Here is a 14,884-nt window from a genome sequence, read left to right on the forward strand (position 1 = left end):
TTTGTAGGGCAGCGCCACGGGTCTTGGCTGCGGCCCCGTTGCTGAGGGCCGGCGCATCACAGGGACGCGCCGGTCCGAATGTCGGATCACCCGGCGTCGAGCGCGCGGCAATCCTCGGTCAACCAGCCGATGGTGACCTCTTCGCCGGGACGAAGCCGGCGCTGGTCGGGGCGGTTGCGCGTCTTGATGACGAAATCGCTGTTCCCGGCCACCTGCAGGCGGGTCCGGAAGATATCGCCCATGTAGACGAATTCCTTGACCGTCGCCTTCAGCGTATGGGCATCGGGGCCCAGCTGCGGGTCGACCTCGACCCGTTCGGGGCGGATCGACACGCGGGTGCGTTCGCCCACCTTGCTGACATTGACCGGCTTGGCGTCGATGGTCTCGCCGCCGTCCAGCTGGACGATGCAGTGGTCACCCTTAATCTCCTTGACCACGCCCTCGAGCGTGTTGTTCTCGCCGATGAACTGCGCCACGAAGCTGTTCTGCGGCGCCTCGTACAGCTCGTCCGGAGGGGCCAGCTGCTGGATGCGGCCATCGTCGAACACAGCGACGCGGTCGGACATGGTCAGCGCCTCGGTCTGGTCGTGGGTCACATAGACCACGGTGATGCCAAGGCGGTGGGCCAGGTCGGTGATCTCGAACTGCATCTTCTCACGCAGCTGTTTGTCCAGCGCGCCGAGCGGTTCGTCCATGAGCACCAGCTCGGGCTCGAAGACCAGCGCGCGGGCCAGTGCGATCCGCTGTTGCTGACCGCCGGACATCTGCGCCGGACGCCGGCCGCCGAAGGCCCCCATCTCGACCATGTCGAGCGCACGCTGCACCTTCTTCTCGCGCTCGGACTTGCCGATCTTGCGCACTTCCAGCGGGAAGGAGAGGTTCTCGGCCACGGTCATGTGCGGGAAAAGGGCGTAGTTCTGGAAGACCATCCCGATGCCGCGCTTGTGCGGCGGGATGTTGTTGATGCTGACGCCATCCAGCTTGATCTCGCCGTTGGTGGCAGTCTCGAACCCGGCCAGCATCATCAGGCAGGTGGTCTTGCCCGAACCCGACGGCCCAAGCATGGTCAGGAACTCGCCTTTCGGCAGGCTCAGGTTCAGATCCTTGACGACGAGCGTTTCGCCGTCATAGCTTTTTTGCACGCGTTCGAACGCGACGAATGCGTCGCTTGCTCCGGTATCTGGCAACTCCGGCTCCCCGTTTTTGTCTCGCGGATTTTGCTCCGCTGTCTTGTATCCCGAACTAAAACCCGTCCGGGACAGTCTTGCAACCGCTTAGGCTCAGCCCTGATATTGGCGGTCAAACTACAGGATATCCGGGCATGAAAGCGACGCTTTTCAGACAAAAGCGCCACTTTCAAAGCATCATTCAGAACAATCGACTGCTCTAATTCCAGCACAACAGTGCCGACACCCGCCTCGCGCTGCCAATAATCTGGGCAGAATCGTCGGTTTCACCATAATTTAGGCTCGGCGCTGGCGCGAAATTCATCAATCGCATCGGAACTGAAGGCCCCGCGAGGCACATCCGACCGCTCGCAGCCCTTGTGTCATCCCCGCATCCGGTCCTAGATCCGAACAAGTCCTCAGCCCAACGGGAGACCTCCATGCTGGAGCAGACCGAAACCATCCTCGAGCGCCTCATCGCCTTCCCCACAATTTCGCAGGACAGCAACCTCGAGATGATGGACTGGATGGCGGACCGCCTGGAGGCCCTTGGCGCGCGGGTCGAGCTTTTCGGTGACGAAACAGGCACCAAGGCCAACATGTTCGCCACCATCGGCCCCGATATGCCCGGCGGGATCGTGCTTTCGGGCCATTCCGACGTGGTGCCCGTGACCGATCAGGCATGGTCTTCGGATCCCTTCACGATGCTAGAACGGGACGGGTTGCTTTACGGGCGCGGTACCTGCGACATGAAAGGCTTTATCGCCGCCGCCCTCGCCATGGCCGAGCCGCTGTCGCAGGCCACGCTGACCCGACCGGTTCATCTGTGCTTTACCCATGATGAGGAAATCGGCTGCCTCGGCGCCCGCGCCCTTGTCCCCGAACTGAAGCGTCGCGGCTACGCGCCCTCCATCGCCATCGTGGGCGAGCCCACAGAGATGCGCATCATCGAGGGTCATAAGGGCTGCTGTGAATACACTTGCCGCTTCCACGGGCTTGAAGGGCACGGCTCGAGCCCAGACCACGGCGTCAACGCAGTGGACTACGCGGTGCGCTACGTCACCCGCCTGATGCAACTGGCCGAGGCGCTGAAAGGACGCGCCCCGGAAGGCTCGCGCTTCGATCCGCCCTGGACCACCGTGAACGTGGGACGGCTGTCGGGCGGGGTCGCGCACAACGTCATCCCCGGCCTTGCCGAGATCGACTGGGAGATGCGCCCGGTCCAGCCCGGCGACGCCGAGTTCGTCAAGGACGCGCTGCACGCCTACGTCGAGACCGAGCTGCTTCCCGCCATGCGGGCCACCCACCCCGCCGCCCGCATCGACACCACGGTGATCGGTGAGGTCGCCGGGCTCGAACCCATGGAGGATAACGCTGCCCGCGACCTCATCGCCCAGCTCACCGGGCAGAACGAGGCGTCGGTGGTCCCCTTCGGCACCGAGGCGGGCCTCTTTCAGGAAATGGGCATGTCGGTGGTGCTTTGCGGCCCCGGCTCCATCGCGCAGGCGCACAAGCCGGACGAATTCGTCGCCCGTGGGCAGCTGTCGCAATGCCTCGACATGCTTCAGGGCCTGACCCGTAGCATCACTGCCTGAACAGGCGCTGCTCTTGCTGCGGGTCCACGGCCTTGCCATCCGATTGCGCGTCACGCCCCTCCGGACACACGCCACCATCCTGACGGGCAGTCGCGTAACCCTCTTGCCCCACAGGAAAAGAAAGATCGCAGCATAACCGAACAGCGCGCAGCCCTGCTCTTCTTCTCTTTAGAAGTACGCCGGGGGTGAGGCCGCAGGCCGAGGGGGCAGCGCCCCTTTGCGCCTGTCCGCCCATTGTAACGTGAGCATAGGCAGAACGCGGGCGGTATCAGGGACGTCCCCTCCGGGCCAAGGGGACCCGCAAGCAGTGGCAGCCCCCTACCCCTCCTCGCCATCGGCGAAATCGAAGGCATCGAGGCGCCGTGCCCGGTTTCCCGCCTTCTCGGCGGAGATGCGGATCTCGGCCACATCCTTGGCCGCCTGCCCGAAATGCCGGTCAAGGTTGTCGACCCGCGTGCCCAGCCGGTCCACGTCCGCCGCCAGAAGCGCCAGCTCGCGCCGGATGGCCCCGGCCTGCTCGCGCATGCGGGCGTCCTTGAGGATGCCGCGCAGGGTGTTGAGCGTTGCCATGCAGGTGGTGGGCGACACGATCCAGACCCGCAGGCGGAACCCCTCGCGCACCACCTCGGGGTGGTTGGCGTGCAGCTCGGCATAGACCGCCTCCGACGGCAGGAACATCAGCGCCGAATCCGAGGTTTCGCCCTCGATGATGTAGCGTTCAGCGATGTCGCGCAGGTGCTTGCGCACCGACAGCCGGAACGCCTGCGCGGCGCGGTTTCGAGCATCTCCCTTTTCGGCCCGCATAAGCGCCTCGTAGGCCTCGAGCGGGAACTTCGCGTCGATGACGATAGACCCCGGGGGATTGGGCATGTGGATCAGGCAATCCGCCCGCCGCCCCGTGGACAGGGTCGCCTGCCAGGTGAAGGCATCGGGCGGCAGTGCCTTGGCGACGATGTCCTGCAACTGGATCTCGCCAAAGGCACCGCGGGTCTGCTTGTTCGACAGGATGTCCTGCAAGGACAGAACGTCCCCCGACAGGCGCGAGATGTTCTCCTGCGCCCGGTCGATCACCTTCAACCTCTGTTGCAGCTCGCCCAGTGAATGCGCCGTGCGGCGGGCGGTGCCGTGCAGGCTTTCGGCCATGCGGCCCTGCACCTCGGCCAGCCGCCGTTCCATCAGTTCGAGCATTGCCTGCTGACTCTGGGCTTGCGCCTCCGTGACGTGATGCAGCCCGCCGGCAAGGCGTTCCTGCCCCTCCCCCAGCGCCTGTACCTGTTGGCCCAGCCGCGCCAGCGGTGCGCCCAGCCGGGCGGCGCGGTTCGCGGCGCGGATTGCCATGACCATGGCCAGAAGGATGATCCCGACCACCAGCCCGAGCAGGATGCGAGGGTCCTCCAGCGAGATATTTCCGATCATGTGCGCCCGAAGAGCCTCTCGATATCCGACAGCTTCAGCTCTACGTAGGTGGGTCGGCCGTGGTTGCACTGGCCGGAATGGGGCGTTGCCTCCATTTCGCGCAGCAGCGCGTTCATCTCCTCGCCGCGCATGCGCCGCCCGGACCGGATCGAGCCATGGCAGGCGACGCGGCTCAGGATGGCCTCGATCTTTTCCTGCACCAGCTGGCTCTGGCCATAATCGGACAGCTCGTCGAGGATGTCGCGCAGAAGCGCCTTGCTGTCCACCTCGCCAAGGATCGCGGGCGTCTCGCGCACGGCAACGGCTCCGCCACCGAAGGGCTCAATGGACAGGCCCATTCGCGACAGGTCCTCTGCCACGGACAGCAGCCGCGTGAGGTCGCTGTCGGAAAACTCCACGATGTCGGGGATCAGCAGGGCCTGCGCGGGCACGCCGCGTTCCGCCATCTGGCGCTTGAGCTTTTCATAGACCAGCCGCTCATGCGCAGCGTGCTGGTCGACGATGACGATGCCGTCCGAGGTCTGGGCGATGATGTAATTCTCGTGCACCTGCCCCCGCGCGGCCCCAAGCGGCAGCCCCTCGGGGCGCGGCGCCTCAGGCGCCGTGGGTTCGGAGGTGTCCGGCACCTCGACCCGGCCAGACCAGCCGCCGGAGAACTCGGCAAAGCCGTCTTCCCGCGGCGCCGGCGCATAGGCGGGCTCGGGCGCATAGCCCGGCTGCGGCGCCTGCGCCCGGTAGGCCATGCCAAGCGCGCCCTGCGAGGGACGGTCCATCTGGTAGACGCGCGGGGCGCCGGGCGCCTCGGGGCGCATGGCGCCAAGCGTCGCCCCCGCCACGGTGGTCGAGGCGCGGTGACCGGCTTCGGCCAGTGCGTGGCGCAGGGACGACACGATCAGCCCGCGCACAAGCCCCGGCTCGCGGAAGCGCACCTCGGATTTTGCCGGATGCACGTTCACATCCACCAGATGCGGGTCGCAATCCACGAAGAGCGCCGCCGCCGGGTGCCGGTCGCGGCTGAGGAAATCGGCGTAGGCCCCGCGCAGCGCCCCCACCAGCAGCTTGTCCTGCACCGGACGCCCGTTGACGAAAAGATACTGCGCCACCGACGAGCCGCGCGAATAGGTCGGCAGGGCCGCAAGGCCGGTGAGGCGGAAGCCCTCGCGTTCGGCATCCACCGAAAGCGCGTTGTCGGTGAACTCGGCCCCCATGACCTGTCCCAGCCGCCCGCGCAGGGCATCGAAGAGATCCCCGGTGCAGGGATCGGCGCGGAAGGTCACGCGGTCCTTGCCGTCCGACACGTCGCGCAGGGTGAAGCCCACGGACGGCTCGGCCATGGATAGGCGCTTTAGCACATCCGAGATCGCCTGCATCTCGGCCCGGTCGGTGCGCAGGAACTTCAGTCGCGCCGGGGTCGCGTAGAACAGATCACGCAGGCTGACCACCGTGCCGCCGTTGAGCGCGGCGGGCTTCACCGCGCCGATCTGCCCACCTGAGACGCTGATCTCCGCGCCTTCCTCGCCCTGCGCCCGGCTCTGGATCACCAGCCGCCCCACGGCCCCAAGCGACGGCAACGCCTCGCCCCGGAAGCCGAAGCTGTTGATGTCGAGCAGGTCGCTCCCGTCGATCTTCGACGTGGCATGACGGGACAGCGCCAGCGGCAGCTCCTCCCCGGACATGCCGCAGCCGTCATCGGTGACGCGGATCAGTGTCTTGCCGCCATCAGCGATGTCCACCGACACCCGGCGCGCGCCCGCGTCGATGGCGTTCTCGACCAATTCCTTGACCGCAGAGGCGGGCCGTTCGACCACCTCGCCTGCGGCGATACGGTTGATCGCGGCATCGTCGAGTTGCCGAATAACGGGGCGAATATTGGGGCTGTGCGTGTTCATCGCACTAAACCTAGCAGCGGCCCCGCGATTCTGAAATGCCCCTCTGGGAACCTCGAGGCAGGGATGCAACCAAGGTCGGGGTCCAATCGTTTGGTAATATTCGTTAACCTTTCCGCAGCCCGCGCGCATCAATCAAATATCGCGGGATACGACAGAGCAGAATGGAGAGCATCATGCCCGTCACCCGCGTCGTCTACGAATCCATCGCCTCACTCTATGGCGACCGCTTCGCCGCCATGTGGTTCCGCCCGGCTTCAAAGGTGTTCAAGGGCTGAAAGCTCAGCCGCCCACGCCTTCGAACCAGCGCCGGATCGCCTCGCGCTCTGCCGGTTCCATCAACGACAGGTTGGCGGGCGGCATGGCAGTGGACAGCCCCGCCTGCAGATAGATCGCCCGCGCATTGGCCGCGATGCCACCGACACTGTCTAGGTGAACGCCCTTGGGTGCCCAGTGCAGGCCCTCCCACCCCGGCTCGGCCGAGTGGCACATGGAACAGCGGCCCAGCACGATCTGCTCGACCTCGGCAAAGCCCTCGGCCTCGGCGTATTTGCGCATTGCCGCGCTTGCCTGCGCGTCCATGTCCGCCTCACCCGGCAGGTTGGCGGTGCTGAGCCACATGATCGCAAGGAACAGCAGCGCGGTGGCCAGCCACGTCCAGTGCGGGTTGCCCTTCCGCGCGTGCAGGCTGTTGAAATAGTGCCGGATGGTCACCCCCATGAGGAACACGAGGCTGGCGATGATCCAGTTGTATTCGCTCGCGAAGGCCAGCGGGTAGTGGTTCGACAGCATCAGGAAGATCACCGGCAGGGTGAGGTAGTTGTTGTGGGTGCTGCGCTGCTTGGCGATCTTGCCGTACTTGGCATCGGGCACCCGGCCCGCCTGAAGATCGGCCACCACGATGCGCTGGTTGGGCATGATGATGAAGAACACGTTGGCGGTCATGATCGACGCGGTGAATGCCCCGAGGTGCAGCAGCGCCGCCCGCCCCGAGAACACCTGCGTGTAGGCCCATGCCATCACCACAAGCAGCACGAAGAGCAGCAGCATGAGGCGGGTGTTGTCCTCGCCGAACTTCGACTTGCACAGCTGGTCGTAGCAGATCCAGCCTACCGAAAGCGACAGCAGCGAGATGACGATGGCCGCCCAGATCGGGATATCGAGCACGTTGGCATCCACAAGGTAGAACTCCGCGCCGAGGTAGTAGACCAGCACCAGCATGGCAAAGCCCGACAGCCACGTGGCATAGCTTTCCCATTTGAACCAGATGAGATCGCCCGGCATCTTGTCCGGCGCGATCAGGTACTTCTGGATGTGGTAGAAGCCGCCCCCGTGAACCTGCCACTCCTCGCCATCGGCGCCCGAAGGCAGGTTGCGGTCTCGGTGCAGGCCAAGGTCGAGCGCGATGAAATAGAACGATGATCCGATCCACGCGATGGCTGTGATGACGTGCAGCCAGCGCACCGCGAATTCCAGCCATGCTTCCATGGCGATGAAGTTTATCATGTCCCGTTCTCCGCTGGTCGTGCAGGGTTCCTTTCGGCCCGTCTTCTCATACAGGGCGCAGGCCGTTGCGGCCAGCAAACCCCAAAGCGCAGCGCTCTGCATCCTCAAAGCGCAGGCCTGCCATGGAAACGTGACGTTTTTCACAGGCTTGCCCTTGGGTTGAACAGGCGGGACGCGCGGCCTTGCAAGCCCGGCAGGAAGACACATCTTGCATGTGGAATGGCTTTGCAACGGATCGGAAGGGATCACGATGAAGACTGAGACCATCGGAGACAAGACGCTCGAGACCTGGACCGTCGACGAGGTGGCGCAGGCCTTTGCCGCTAACGAAATCGTGCTGATCGACGTGCGCACCCCTCAGGAATACATGTTCGAGCATATTGAGGGTGCCTTGCTGATGCCCATGGCGTTCTTCCGCCCCGAGAAGCTGCCCGGCCAGGGCGAAAAACGCATCGTGTTGCATTGCGGCTCTGGGGTGCGGTCGGACAAGATGGCCCGCATGGCGATCGAGGCCGGGATCGGCAATCTCGCTCATATGGAGGGGGGCTTTGGCGCGTGGAAAGCCGCCAAGAAGCCCTACATCGGCACCGACATGGGCAGCGGCGCACCCAAGAAAGTGGACTGAGCGCGACAATCGACCTGCACCAAAGGGCGCCCCATGCGGCGTCCTTTTTGCCGTTTCGGCGCATGTGCGGGATTGCCAATCAGAACGGGCATCGCTAGGTCATGCTTACGTTACGATATAACATATCGAATCAAGACCATAAGGACAGACCCGTGCAACGACCTCTGAACACTGCCCTCGGGGCACTCTTGACCGCCTCCGTGCTTGGACTCGCGATGCCTGCCTTGGCCGAGACCCACGACCACGATCATGACCACGCTCACGGGCATGACCACGCCGACGAGCATGATCACGCACACGAACACGGTTCGGACGACATCTCTCGCGGCGTCTTCGACGATGCGCAGATCGAGAACCGCGAGCTATCGGACTGGGAAGGCGACTGGCAGTCGGTCTACCCACTGCTGCAGGACGGCACGCTCGACGCGGTAATGGCGCACAAGGCCGAACACGGCGACAAGACCGCCGAAGAGTACACTGCCACCTACGAAACCGGCTATGCTACCGACGTGGACCGTATCGAGATCACGGAGGGCTCGGTCACCTTTCACGGCCCCGACGGCGCGGCGGAAGGGCATTACGTGGATGATGGCTATGAAGTCCTGACCTATGCGGCGGGCAACCGCGGCGTGCGCTTCGTGTTCCGCAAGGACAGCGGAGACGAGGCCGCCCCGGAGTACATCCAGTTCAGCGACCACATCATCGCGCCGCAAGTGTCGGATCACTATCACCTCTACTGGGGCGACGACCGCGCCGCCCTGCTCGAGGAAGTGACCAACTGGCCGACATACTACCCGGCATCGCTCACCGGCAACGAAGTGGCCGCCGAGATGATGGCCCACTGAAAACCTGCGCGGCGCCGAGTTGGGGCGCCGCGCTCATTCTGGTCAGCGGCTGCCCGCGACCATCAGCCCTTCGGCCTTGAGCCGTTCGTGGCATTCGTCCAGCGACGTCCACGCCCGTTCGATCAGCGTGTCGATCTCGGATTTCGACAGCACCAGAGGCGGCGAGATGATCATGCGGTCGCCCACATGGCGCATTACCAGGTTGTTGGCAAAGCAGCGCTCGCGGCAGATGTAGCCCACTGTGCCCGCATCCGAGGCAAACGGCGCGCGTGCGGCCTTGTCCGGGGTCAGGGCAATGGAGCCCATGAAGCCGACGATCTTGGCCTCGCCCACCAGCGGATGGTCCGCCAGCGTCTCGAACTTCTCCTTGAGGTAGGGGCCGGTGTCCTCGCGGACACGGGTGACGATGCCCTCCTCGTCGAGGATGCGCAGATTCTCGAGCGCCACGGCACTGGCCACCGGGTGGCCGGAATAGGTGTAGCCGTGGTTGAACTCGGTGCCCGCGATCACGCTCGCCACCTCGTCCGACAGAATCGATCCGCCGATGGGCTGGTAGCCCGAGCTGAGCCCCTTGGCGATGGTCATGATGTCCGGTTGGATGCCCACGGTCTGGCTGCCGAACCAGTTGCCTGTGCGCCCGAAACCGCAGATCACCTCGTCCGCGATCAGCAGGATGCCGTATTTCTTCACGATGCGCTCGATCTCGGGCCAGTAGGTTTCCGGCGGCACGATCACGCCGCCAGCGCCCTGAATGGGTTCCGCGATGAAGGCGGCGACCTTTTCGGGGCCGATCTCCTCGATGGCCGCCTCTAGCTGGCGGGCGCGTTCGAGGCCGAACTCCTCGGGGGTCATGTCGCCGCCCTCGGACCACCAGTCGGGCTGGTCAATGTGATGCACGCCGGGGATCACACCACCGCCCTGCCCGTGCATGCCCTTCATGCCGCCAAGGCTCAGCGAGCCGACGGACGAACCGTGGTAGGCGTTCCAGCGTGAAATGATGACCTGCCGCTCCGGCTGGCCCTTCTCGGCCCAGTAGGTGCGGACGAGGCGGATGTTGGTGTCGTTGGCCTCGGAGCCCGAGGAGGCAAAGAACACGTGGTTGAGATCGCCCGGTGCCAGCTCCGCGATGCGCGCGGCCAGCTGGATGGCGGGCACGTGGGTCGTCTGGAAGAAGGTGTTGTAATAGGGCAGCTCTTCCATTTGGCGCGCGGCGGCGGCGGCCAGCTCCTTGCGGCCGTAGCCGATGTTCACGCACCACAGCCCCGCCATGCCGTCGAGGATGCGCTCGCCCTCGCTGTCGGTCAGCCAGGCGCCTTCCGCGCGGGTGATGACCCGGGCGCCCTTCTTGGCAAGATCGTCGTTCGTGGTGAACGGATGGACGTGGTGGGCGGCGTCCAGAGCCTGAAGCTCTGCGGTGGGGGTATTGGTCGAAATAAGCGTCATGGCACGCCTCCGAAACTGTCAGGGAGAGTTGCCGCCGAGAATATGATCAAATTATTCTATGTCAATGGACTCAGGTCTGACCGCTGGCGATCTGACTCATGCCCTGCACCACGTCGGCTTCCATGGCGCGGGCGGCAGCGTCCGCATCACCGCTTGCAAGCGCCTCGAGGATCGCCTTGTGCTGATCCGGCAGGTTGCGGGTGCCGAACTGCCCGCAGACCACCCGCAGTGACGGGCCGAAGCGCAGCCACAGCCCCTCCACGAGGTCGGTGAGGATCGGCGCGGCGGCAATGTCGTTGAGCTCCGCGTGGAATTGGTGGTTCTCCACAAGGTAACCGTGGACGTCCCCCTTGCCGATGGCCGCGTCGAGCCGTTCGTCCGTCGCCCGCAGGCGCGCCACATCATCCGGGCCGACACGTTCCGCCGCCCGCCTCGCCAGTTGTGGCTCGAGCGCGATCCGCGCCAGCTCCAACTCCTCGATGGCGGCGGCATCGAGCACCGGCACCGTGATGCGCCGGTTGTCCTGGAACACCAGCGCCCCGGCGGCGATGAGACGGCGCAGCGCCTCGCGCACCGGAGTCATCCCGACACCGAGCTGATCGACGAGTCCCTGAATGGTCACCGCCTGCCCCGGCTCAAGCTCGCCGAACAGAATCATCTCGCGCAGGCGACGGTAGACAAGTTCATGGCTCGGGAGCCGGGCACCTTCTGCTTGCAATTTCACCACCTGCCTTCTTGTTGACCAAAGCGCCCGACAAGCCATCTTGCACGTGACACCTCTGCGTGGAAACATCACCGTTATTGCCTTGCTTGGCAACATTTGATCAAATCAGCATCAGGGGCGCCAAGACCCCAAACTGAACCGGACCCTTCAGGTCCAACGGGAGCACACTATGAAGACACCCCTTCTGAGTTTCACCGCAACCCTCGCCCTGATGGCCGGCATGGCCCAGGCGCAGGAAGTGCGCGTCTACAACTGGTCCGACTACATCGACGAGGATCTGCTGATCAAGTTCGAGGAAGAAACCGGCCTCGAATTGATCTACGACGTCTTCGATAGCAACGAGATGCTCGAAACCCGGATGCTTGCGGGCGGATCGGGCTATGATGTGGTGGTGCCCACCGGCACCTTCCTGCAGCGCCAGATCCAAGCCGGTGCCTTCCAGGAGCTGGACAAGTCCCAGCTGCCGAACCTCGAAAACATGTGGGACGTGATTTCCGAGCGGACCGAAACCTACGATCCGGAAAATGCCTATTCGATCAACTATATGTGGGGCACGACCGGCCTTGGCGTGAACGTCAACAAGGTGCGCGAAGTGCTGGGCGAAGACGCGCCCATCGACAGCCTCGAGCTGATCTTCAATCCCGAGAACGCGGAGAAGCTTGCCGAATGCGGCGTGCAGCTTCTGGACGCCCCGACCGAGATCATTCCGGCGGCACTCACCTATGCTGGGGCCGACCCGGACGGCAAGGATGAAGAAGCACTTGCCACCGCCGAAGAGGTGCTGATGCCCATCCGCCCCTACGTGGAGAAATTCCACAGCTCGGAGTACATCAACGCCCTTGCCAACGGTGACATCTGCGTGGCCTTCGGCTGGTCCGGCGACGTGCTGCAGGCCCGCGACCGTGCCGCCGATGCCGAGAACGGCGTGGAGATCGTCTTCAACGCGCCCAAGGAAGGTGCGCTGATGTGGTTCGACCAGATGGCCATCCCGGTCGATGCGCCGAACCCCGAGGGGGCGCATACCTTCCTCAACTTCATCATGGATCCCGAGAACATGGCCGCGGCGTCGAACTACGTCTACTACGCCAATGGCAACCTCGCTTCTCAGGAGTACCTGATCGAGGACGTCATTGATGACACCGCCATCTATCCCGACGAATCCTCGCTCGAGAACCTCTACACGGTGACCCCGTTCCCGCCGCGCGAGCAGCGGAACCTCACCCGGCTGTGGACGCGGATCAAGTCGGGCACCTGAGCTTCGACCGACAGCGCTCTGACTGGTCCGCACCCCTGCGGTGCGGGCCGTTTCAACTGACAGGACATTAGCCCGCATGGCCCAGACCGTCTTTGCCCCGTGGACGGAGGCCGATCAGAAGCCTCTGATCGAATTCCGCAACGTGACCAAGCGCTTCGGCGAATTCACCGCGATCGATGATCTTTCCCTGAAGATCTACGAGAAGGAATTCTTCGCGCTCCTCGGCCCCTCGGGCTGCGGCAAGACGACGATGATGCGCATGCTCGCAGGGTTCGAAACGGTGACCGAGGGCAACATCCTTCTGGCCGAGCAGGACATAAACGATGTGCCGCCGAACAAGCGCCCCGTGAACATGATGTTCCAGAGCTACGCTCTGTTTCCACACCTGTCGATCTGGGAAAACATCGCCTTCGGCCTGCGCCGCGAGGGACGGGACAAGGCCTTCATCGACACGCGCGTGGAAGAGATGCTGCGCCTCACGCGCCTGACCCGCTTTGCAAAGCGCAAACCCCACCAGATTTCCGGCGGCCAGCGCCAGCGCGTCGCCCTGGCCCGGTCGCTCGCCAAGGCCCCAAAGCTGCTGCTGCTCGACGAGCCGCTCGGGGCACTCGACCGCAAGCTGCGTGAGGAAACGCAGTTCGAGCTGATGGACATTCAGGAAAAGACCGGCACCACCTTCGTGATCGTGACCCACGACCAGGAAGAGGCGATGACCGTCGCCTCTCGCATCGCGGTGATGGACGAGGGCCGGCTGGTGCAGGTCGACACGCCCGGACAGATCTACGAGGCGCCGAACTCGGTCTACGTTGCGGATTTCATCGGCGACGTGAACCTCTTCCCCGGCAAGGCCCGCGCCCGCCCGGAGGACACGCAGATCGCGGCCGCCGCGCCCGATCAGCCTGTCTCTGACCAGCCTGTTCCTGACCAGGCCGCTGCCGACCAGACGGCCACGGCGCCAATGGCCGAGCCCGCCCCCTCGCCCACAGCAACGCCCCCCGAAGGCCCCACGGTCGCCCGCCTGCCCGCTCCTGATGCCAAGGGCGACTGGCTCTACGACAAGATATTCCGCCGCTTCCTCGGCGACCGCACCACCGCACCGCGCCGCCTGCCGCCCCCCAACGCAGAGGAACTGGCCGCGCCGAAGCCCGAGCCCGCCGCCACCGCGCAGCCGGCCGAGCCCGCCATCAAGCCCGGCGGCATCTTCATCGACTGGGCCGAAGGCCAGCCTCCGATCATCGCCGCGGGCGGCGATCCGGCAATGGACGGCCGCGAGGTGACCTATTCCATCCGCCCCGAGAAGGTGACCATCGACACGGTCCGCCCGGACCGCCCGAATGTCTACGAGGGCAAGGTCATCGACATCGCCTACCTCGGCAACATCTCCACCTACCACGTGGAGCTGGCCGGGGGCCGCATGGTCAAGGCGCAGATGGTCAACGCCCGCCGTCTCGCCAACCGCCCCATCACCTGGGAAGACACGGTCTGGGTCGGCTTCACCGAAACCGCCGGCGTCGTGCTCGAGGAGTAAGCCCATGCGCCGCGCCATCCTCATCGCCATCCCCTATCTCTGGCTCACCGCACTGTTCCTGGTGCCGTTCCTGATCGTTCTGAAGATCTCGCTCTCGGACATCGCGCTGGCCCGCCCCCCCTACACGCCGCAGTTCGATTTCAGCGCCGGGCTCGAGGGGCTCGGCGCGTTCTTCTCCGAGCTCGACTTTGAGAACTTCGTCTTCCTGACCACGGATGACCTCTACTGGAAATCCTACCTCAGCTCGGTGCAGATCGCGGGGCTGTCGACGTTGATCACACTGGCGGTGGGCTACCCGGTGGCCTACGCCATGGCCCGCGCCGACGAAGCATGGCGCCCCACCCTTCTGATGCTGGTGATCCTGCCGTTCTGGACCTCGTTCCTGATCCGCGTCTACTCGTGGATGGGCATCCTCGCCAGCGAAGGGCCGCTCAACGCGGTGCTGCTGGCGCTGGGGATCATCGACCAGCCGCTGCAGATCATGAACACCAACGTCGCGGTCTACATCGGCATTGTGTACACCTACCTGCCGTTCATGATCCTGCCCATTTACTCCGCGCTGGAAAAGCTCGACGGCAGCCTGCTCGAGGCCGCGGAAGACCTCGGCTGCTCGCGCTTGTCGGCCTTCTGGCTGGTGACGTGGCCGCTGTCGCGCCCAGGCATCATCGCGGGCTGCTTCCTTGTCTTCATCCCCGCGCTTGGCGAATTCGTCATCCCATCGCTGCTTGGCGGGTCGGACACGCTGATGATCGGCAAGGTGCTCTGGGAAGAGTTCTTCAACAACCGCGACTGGCCCGTGGCTTCGGCGGTGGCAGTGATCCTGCTGGCGATCCTGATCATCCCGATCGTGCTCTTCCAGCGCAACGAACAGAAGGCACGGGAGGCGGAAGGATGA

The 14,884-nt window shown here is 64.7% G+C and carries 12 protein-coding genes and 1 pseudogene; 7 read left to right on the top strand and 6 right to left on the bottom strand.

The window, feature by feature from the left end; genetic code table 11:
• Window positions 1–86: 86 nt before the first annotated feature.
• Complete coding sequence (locus IEX41_RS16925) at window positions 87–1,187, bottom strand: ABC transporter ATP-binding protein (RefSeq protein ID WP_188791498.1); 1,101 nt, start codon at window positions 1,185–1,187, stop codon at window positions 87–89.
• Window positions 1,188–1,606: 419 nt separating this feature from the next.
• Between IEX41_RS16925 and argE the strand changes: the two genes are divergently transcribed.
• A complete protein-coding gene (gene argE, locus IEX41_RS16930; protein WP_188791500.1) occupies window positions 1,607–2,761 on the top strand; it encodes an acetylornithine deacetylase in 1,155 nt (384 codons plus the stop codon).
• 318 nt (window positions 2,762–3,079) lie between these two features.
• Here argE and IEX41_RS16935 read toward each other — a convergent pair whose 3' ends face one another.
• From IEX41_RS16935 to IEX41_RS16945, 3 genes are all read right to left on the bottom strand, one after another.
• Window positions 3,080–4,177 carry a DNA recombination protein RmuC gene (locus IEX41_RS16935; protein WP_188791501.1) on the bottom strand — a complete coding sequence of 366 codons (1,098 nt, stop codon included), beginning with the start codon at window positions 4,175–4,177 and terminating at the stop codon, window positions 3,080–3,082.
• Window positions 4,174–6,066, bottom strand: coding sequence for a DNA mismatch repair endonuclease MutL (mutL, locus tag IEX41_RS16940; protein ID WP_188791502.1), 1,893 nt, complete (start codon window positions 6,064–6,066; stop codon window positions 4,174–4,176). The genes IEX41_RS16935 and mutL overlap by 4 nt, the downstream gene beginning before the upstream one ends.
• A 279-nt stretch (window positions 6,067–6,345) precedes the next feature.
• Complete coding sequence (locus IEX41_RS16945; protein ID WP_188791503.1) at window positions 6,346–7,569, bottom strand: urate hydroxylase PuuD; 1,224 nt, start codon at window positions 7,567–7,569, stop codon at window positions 6,346–6,348.
• A 250-nt stretch (window positions 7,570–7,819) separates the two neighbouring features.
• Here IEX41_RS16945 and IEX41_RS16950 point away from each other — a divergent pair, with 250 nt between their 5' ends.
• Both IEX41_RS16950 and IEX41_RS16955 read left to right on the top strand, forming a co-directional pair.
• Window positions 7,820–8,194 carry a rhodanese-like domain-containing protein gene (locus tag IEX41_RS16950; protein WP_188791504.1) on the top strand — a complete coding sequence of 125 codons (375 nt, stop codon included), beginning with the start codon at window positions 7,820–7,822 and terminating at the stop codon, window positions 8,192–8,194.
• 215 nt (window positions 8,195–8,409) lie between these two features.
• Window positions 8,410–9,039 (top strand): ZinT family metal-binding protein, encoded by a 630-nt coding sequence (locus tag IEX41_RS16955; RefSeq protein ID WP_229673325.1) that lies wholly within the window; start codon window positions 8,410–8,412, stop codon window positions 9,037–9,039.
• Between the two features lie 42 nt (window positions 9,040–9,081).
• On the opposite strand, the gene IEX41_RS16960 is transcribed toward IEX41_RS16955, so the two are convergent.
• On the bottom strand, window positions 9,082–10,482 hold the full coding sequence (locus IEX41_RS16960; protein WP_188791506.1) for an aspartate aminotransferase family protein: 1,401 nt from the start codon (window positions 10,480–10,482) through the stop codon (window positions 9,082–9,084).
• Between the two features lie 70 nt (window positions 10,483–10,552).
• Window positions 10,553–11,245 (bottom strand): GntR family transcriptional regulator, encoded by a 693-nt coding sequence (locus IEX41_RS16965; protein ID WP_188791528.1) that lies wholly within the window; start codon window positions 11,243–11,245, stop codon window positions 10,553–10,555.
• A 130-nt stretch (window positions 11,246–11,375) separates the two neighbouring features.
• Between IEX41_RS16965 and IEX41_RS16970 the strand changes: the two genes are divergently transcribed.
• The 4 genes and pseudogenes from IEX41_RS16970 (at window position 11,376) to IEX41_RS16980 (ending at window position 14,884) form a co-directional block, all read left to right on the top strand.
• Window positions 11,376–12,461 (top strand): polyamine ABC transporter substrate-binding protein, encoded by a 1,086-nt coding sequence (locus IEX41_RS16970; RefSeq protein ID WP_188791507.1) that lies wholly within the window; start codon window positions 11,376–11,378, stop codon window positions 12,459–12,461.
• A gap of 76 nt (window positions 12,462–12,537) precedes the next feature.
• Window positions 12,538–13,306 (top strand): annotated as a pseudogene (locus tag IEX41_RS21925) (ABC transporter ATP-binding protein); the annotation flags it as partial.
• A gap of 413 nt (window positions 13,307–13,719) precedes the next feature.
• Window positions 13,720–13,989, top strand: a complete 270-nt coding sequence (locus IEX41_RS21930) for a TOBE domain-containing protein (RefSeq protein WP_373285657.1) — start codon at window positions 13,720–13,722, stop codon at window positions 13,987–13,989.
• Window positions 13,990–13,993: 4 nt separating this feature from the next.
• Window positions 13,994–14,884 (top strand): ABC transporter permease subunit, encoded by an 891-nt coding sequence (locus tag IEX41_RS16980; RefSeq protein ID WP_188791509.1) that lies wholly within the window; start codon window positions 13,994–13,996, stop codon window positions 14,882–14,884.

The organism is Salipiger pallidus (assembly GCF_014643635.1).
GTDB lineage: Bacteria > Pseudomonadota > Alphaproteobacteria > Rhodobacterales > Rhodobacteraceae > Salipiger > Salipiger pallidus.

What these genes read in the sequence shown, in the direction of transcription:
- IEX41_RS16960 (WP_188791506.1), bottom strand. Translation starts at nt 10,482, where the DNA reads ATGACGCTTATTTCGACCAATACCCCCACCGCAGAGCTTCAGGCTCTG.
- IEX41_RS16980 (WP_188791509.1), top strand. Translation starts at nt 13,994, where the DNA reads ATGCGCCGCGCCATCCTCATCGCCATCCCCTATCTCTGGCTCACCGCA.
- IEX41_RS16965 (WP_188791528.1), bottom strand. Translation starts at nt 11,245, where the DNA reads ATGGCTTGTCGGGCGCTTTGGTCAACAAGAAGGCAGGTGGTGAAATTG.
- IEX41_RS16955 (WP_229673325.1), top strand. Translation starts at nt 8,410, where the DNA reads ATGCCTGCCTTGGCCGAGACCCACGACCACGATCATGACCACGCTCAC.
- IEX41_RS16950 (WP_188791504.1), top strand. Translation starts at nt 7,820, where the DNA reads ATGAAGACTGAGACCATCGGAGACAAGACGCTCGAGACCTGGACCGTC.
- IEX41_RS16935 (WP_188791501.1), bottom strand. Translation starts at nt 4,177, where the DNA reads ATGATCGGAAATATCTCGCTGGAGGACCCTCGCATCCTGCTCGGGCTG.
- mutL (WP_188791502.1), bottom strand. Translation starts at nt 6,066, where the DNA reads ATGAACACGCACAGCCCCAATATTCGCCCCGTTATTCGGCAACTCGAC.
- argE (WP_188791500.1), top strand. Translation starts at nt 1,607, where the DNA reads ATGCTGGAGCAGACCGAAACCATCCTCGAGCGCCTCATCGCCTTCCCC.
- IEX41_RS21930 (WP_373285657.1), top strand. Translation starts at nt 13,720, where the DNA reads ATGGACGGCCGCGAGGTGACCTATTCCATCCGCCCCGAGAAGGTGACC.
- IEX41_RS16970 (WP_188791507.1), top strand. Translation starts at nt 11,376, where the DNA reads ATGAAGACACCCCTTCTGAGTTTCACCGCAACCCTCGCCCTGATGGCC.
- IEX41_RS16945 (WP_188791503.1), bottom strand. Translation starts at nt 7,569, where the DNA reads ATGATAAACTTCATCGCCATGGAAGCATGGCTGGAATTCGCGGTGCGC.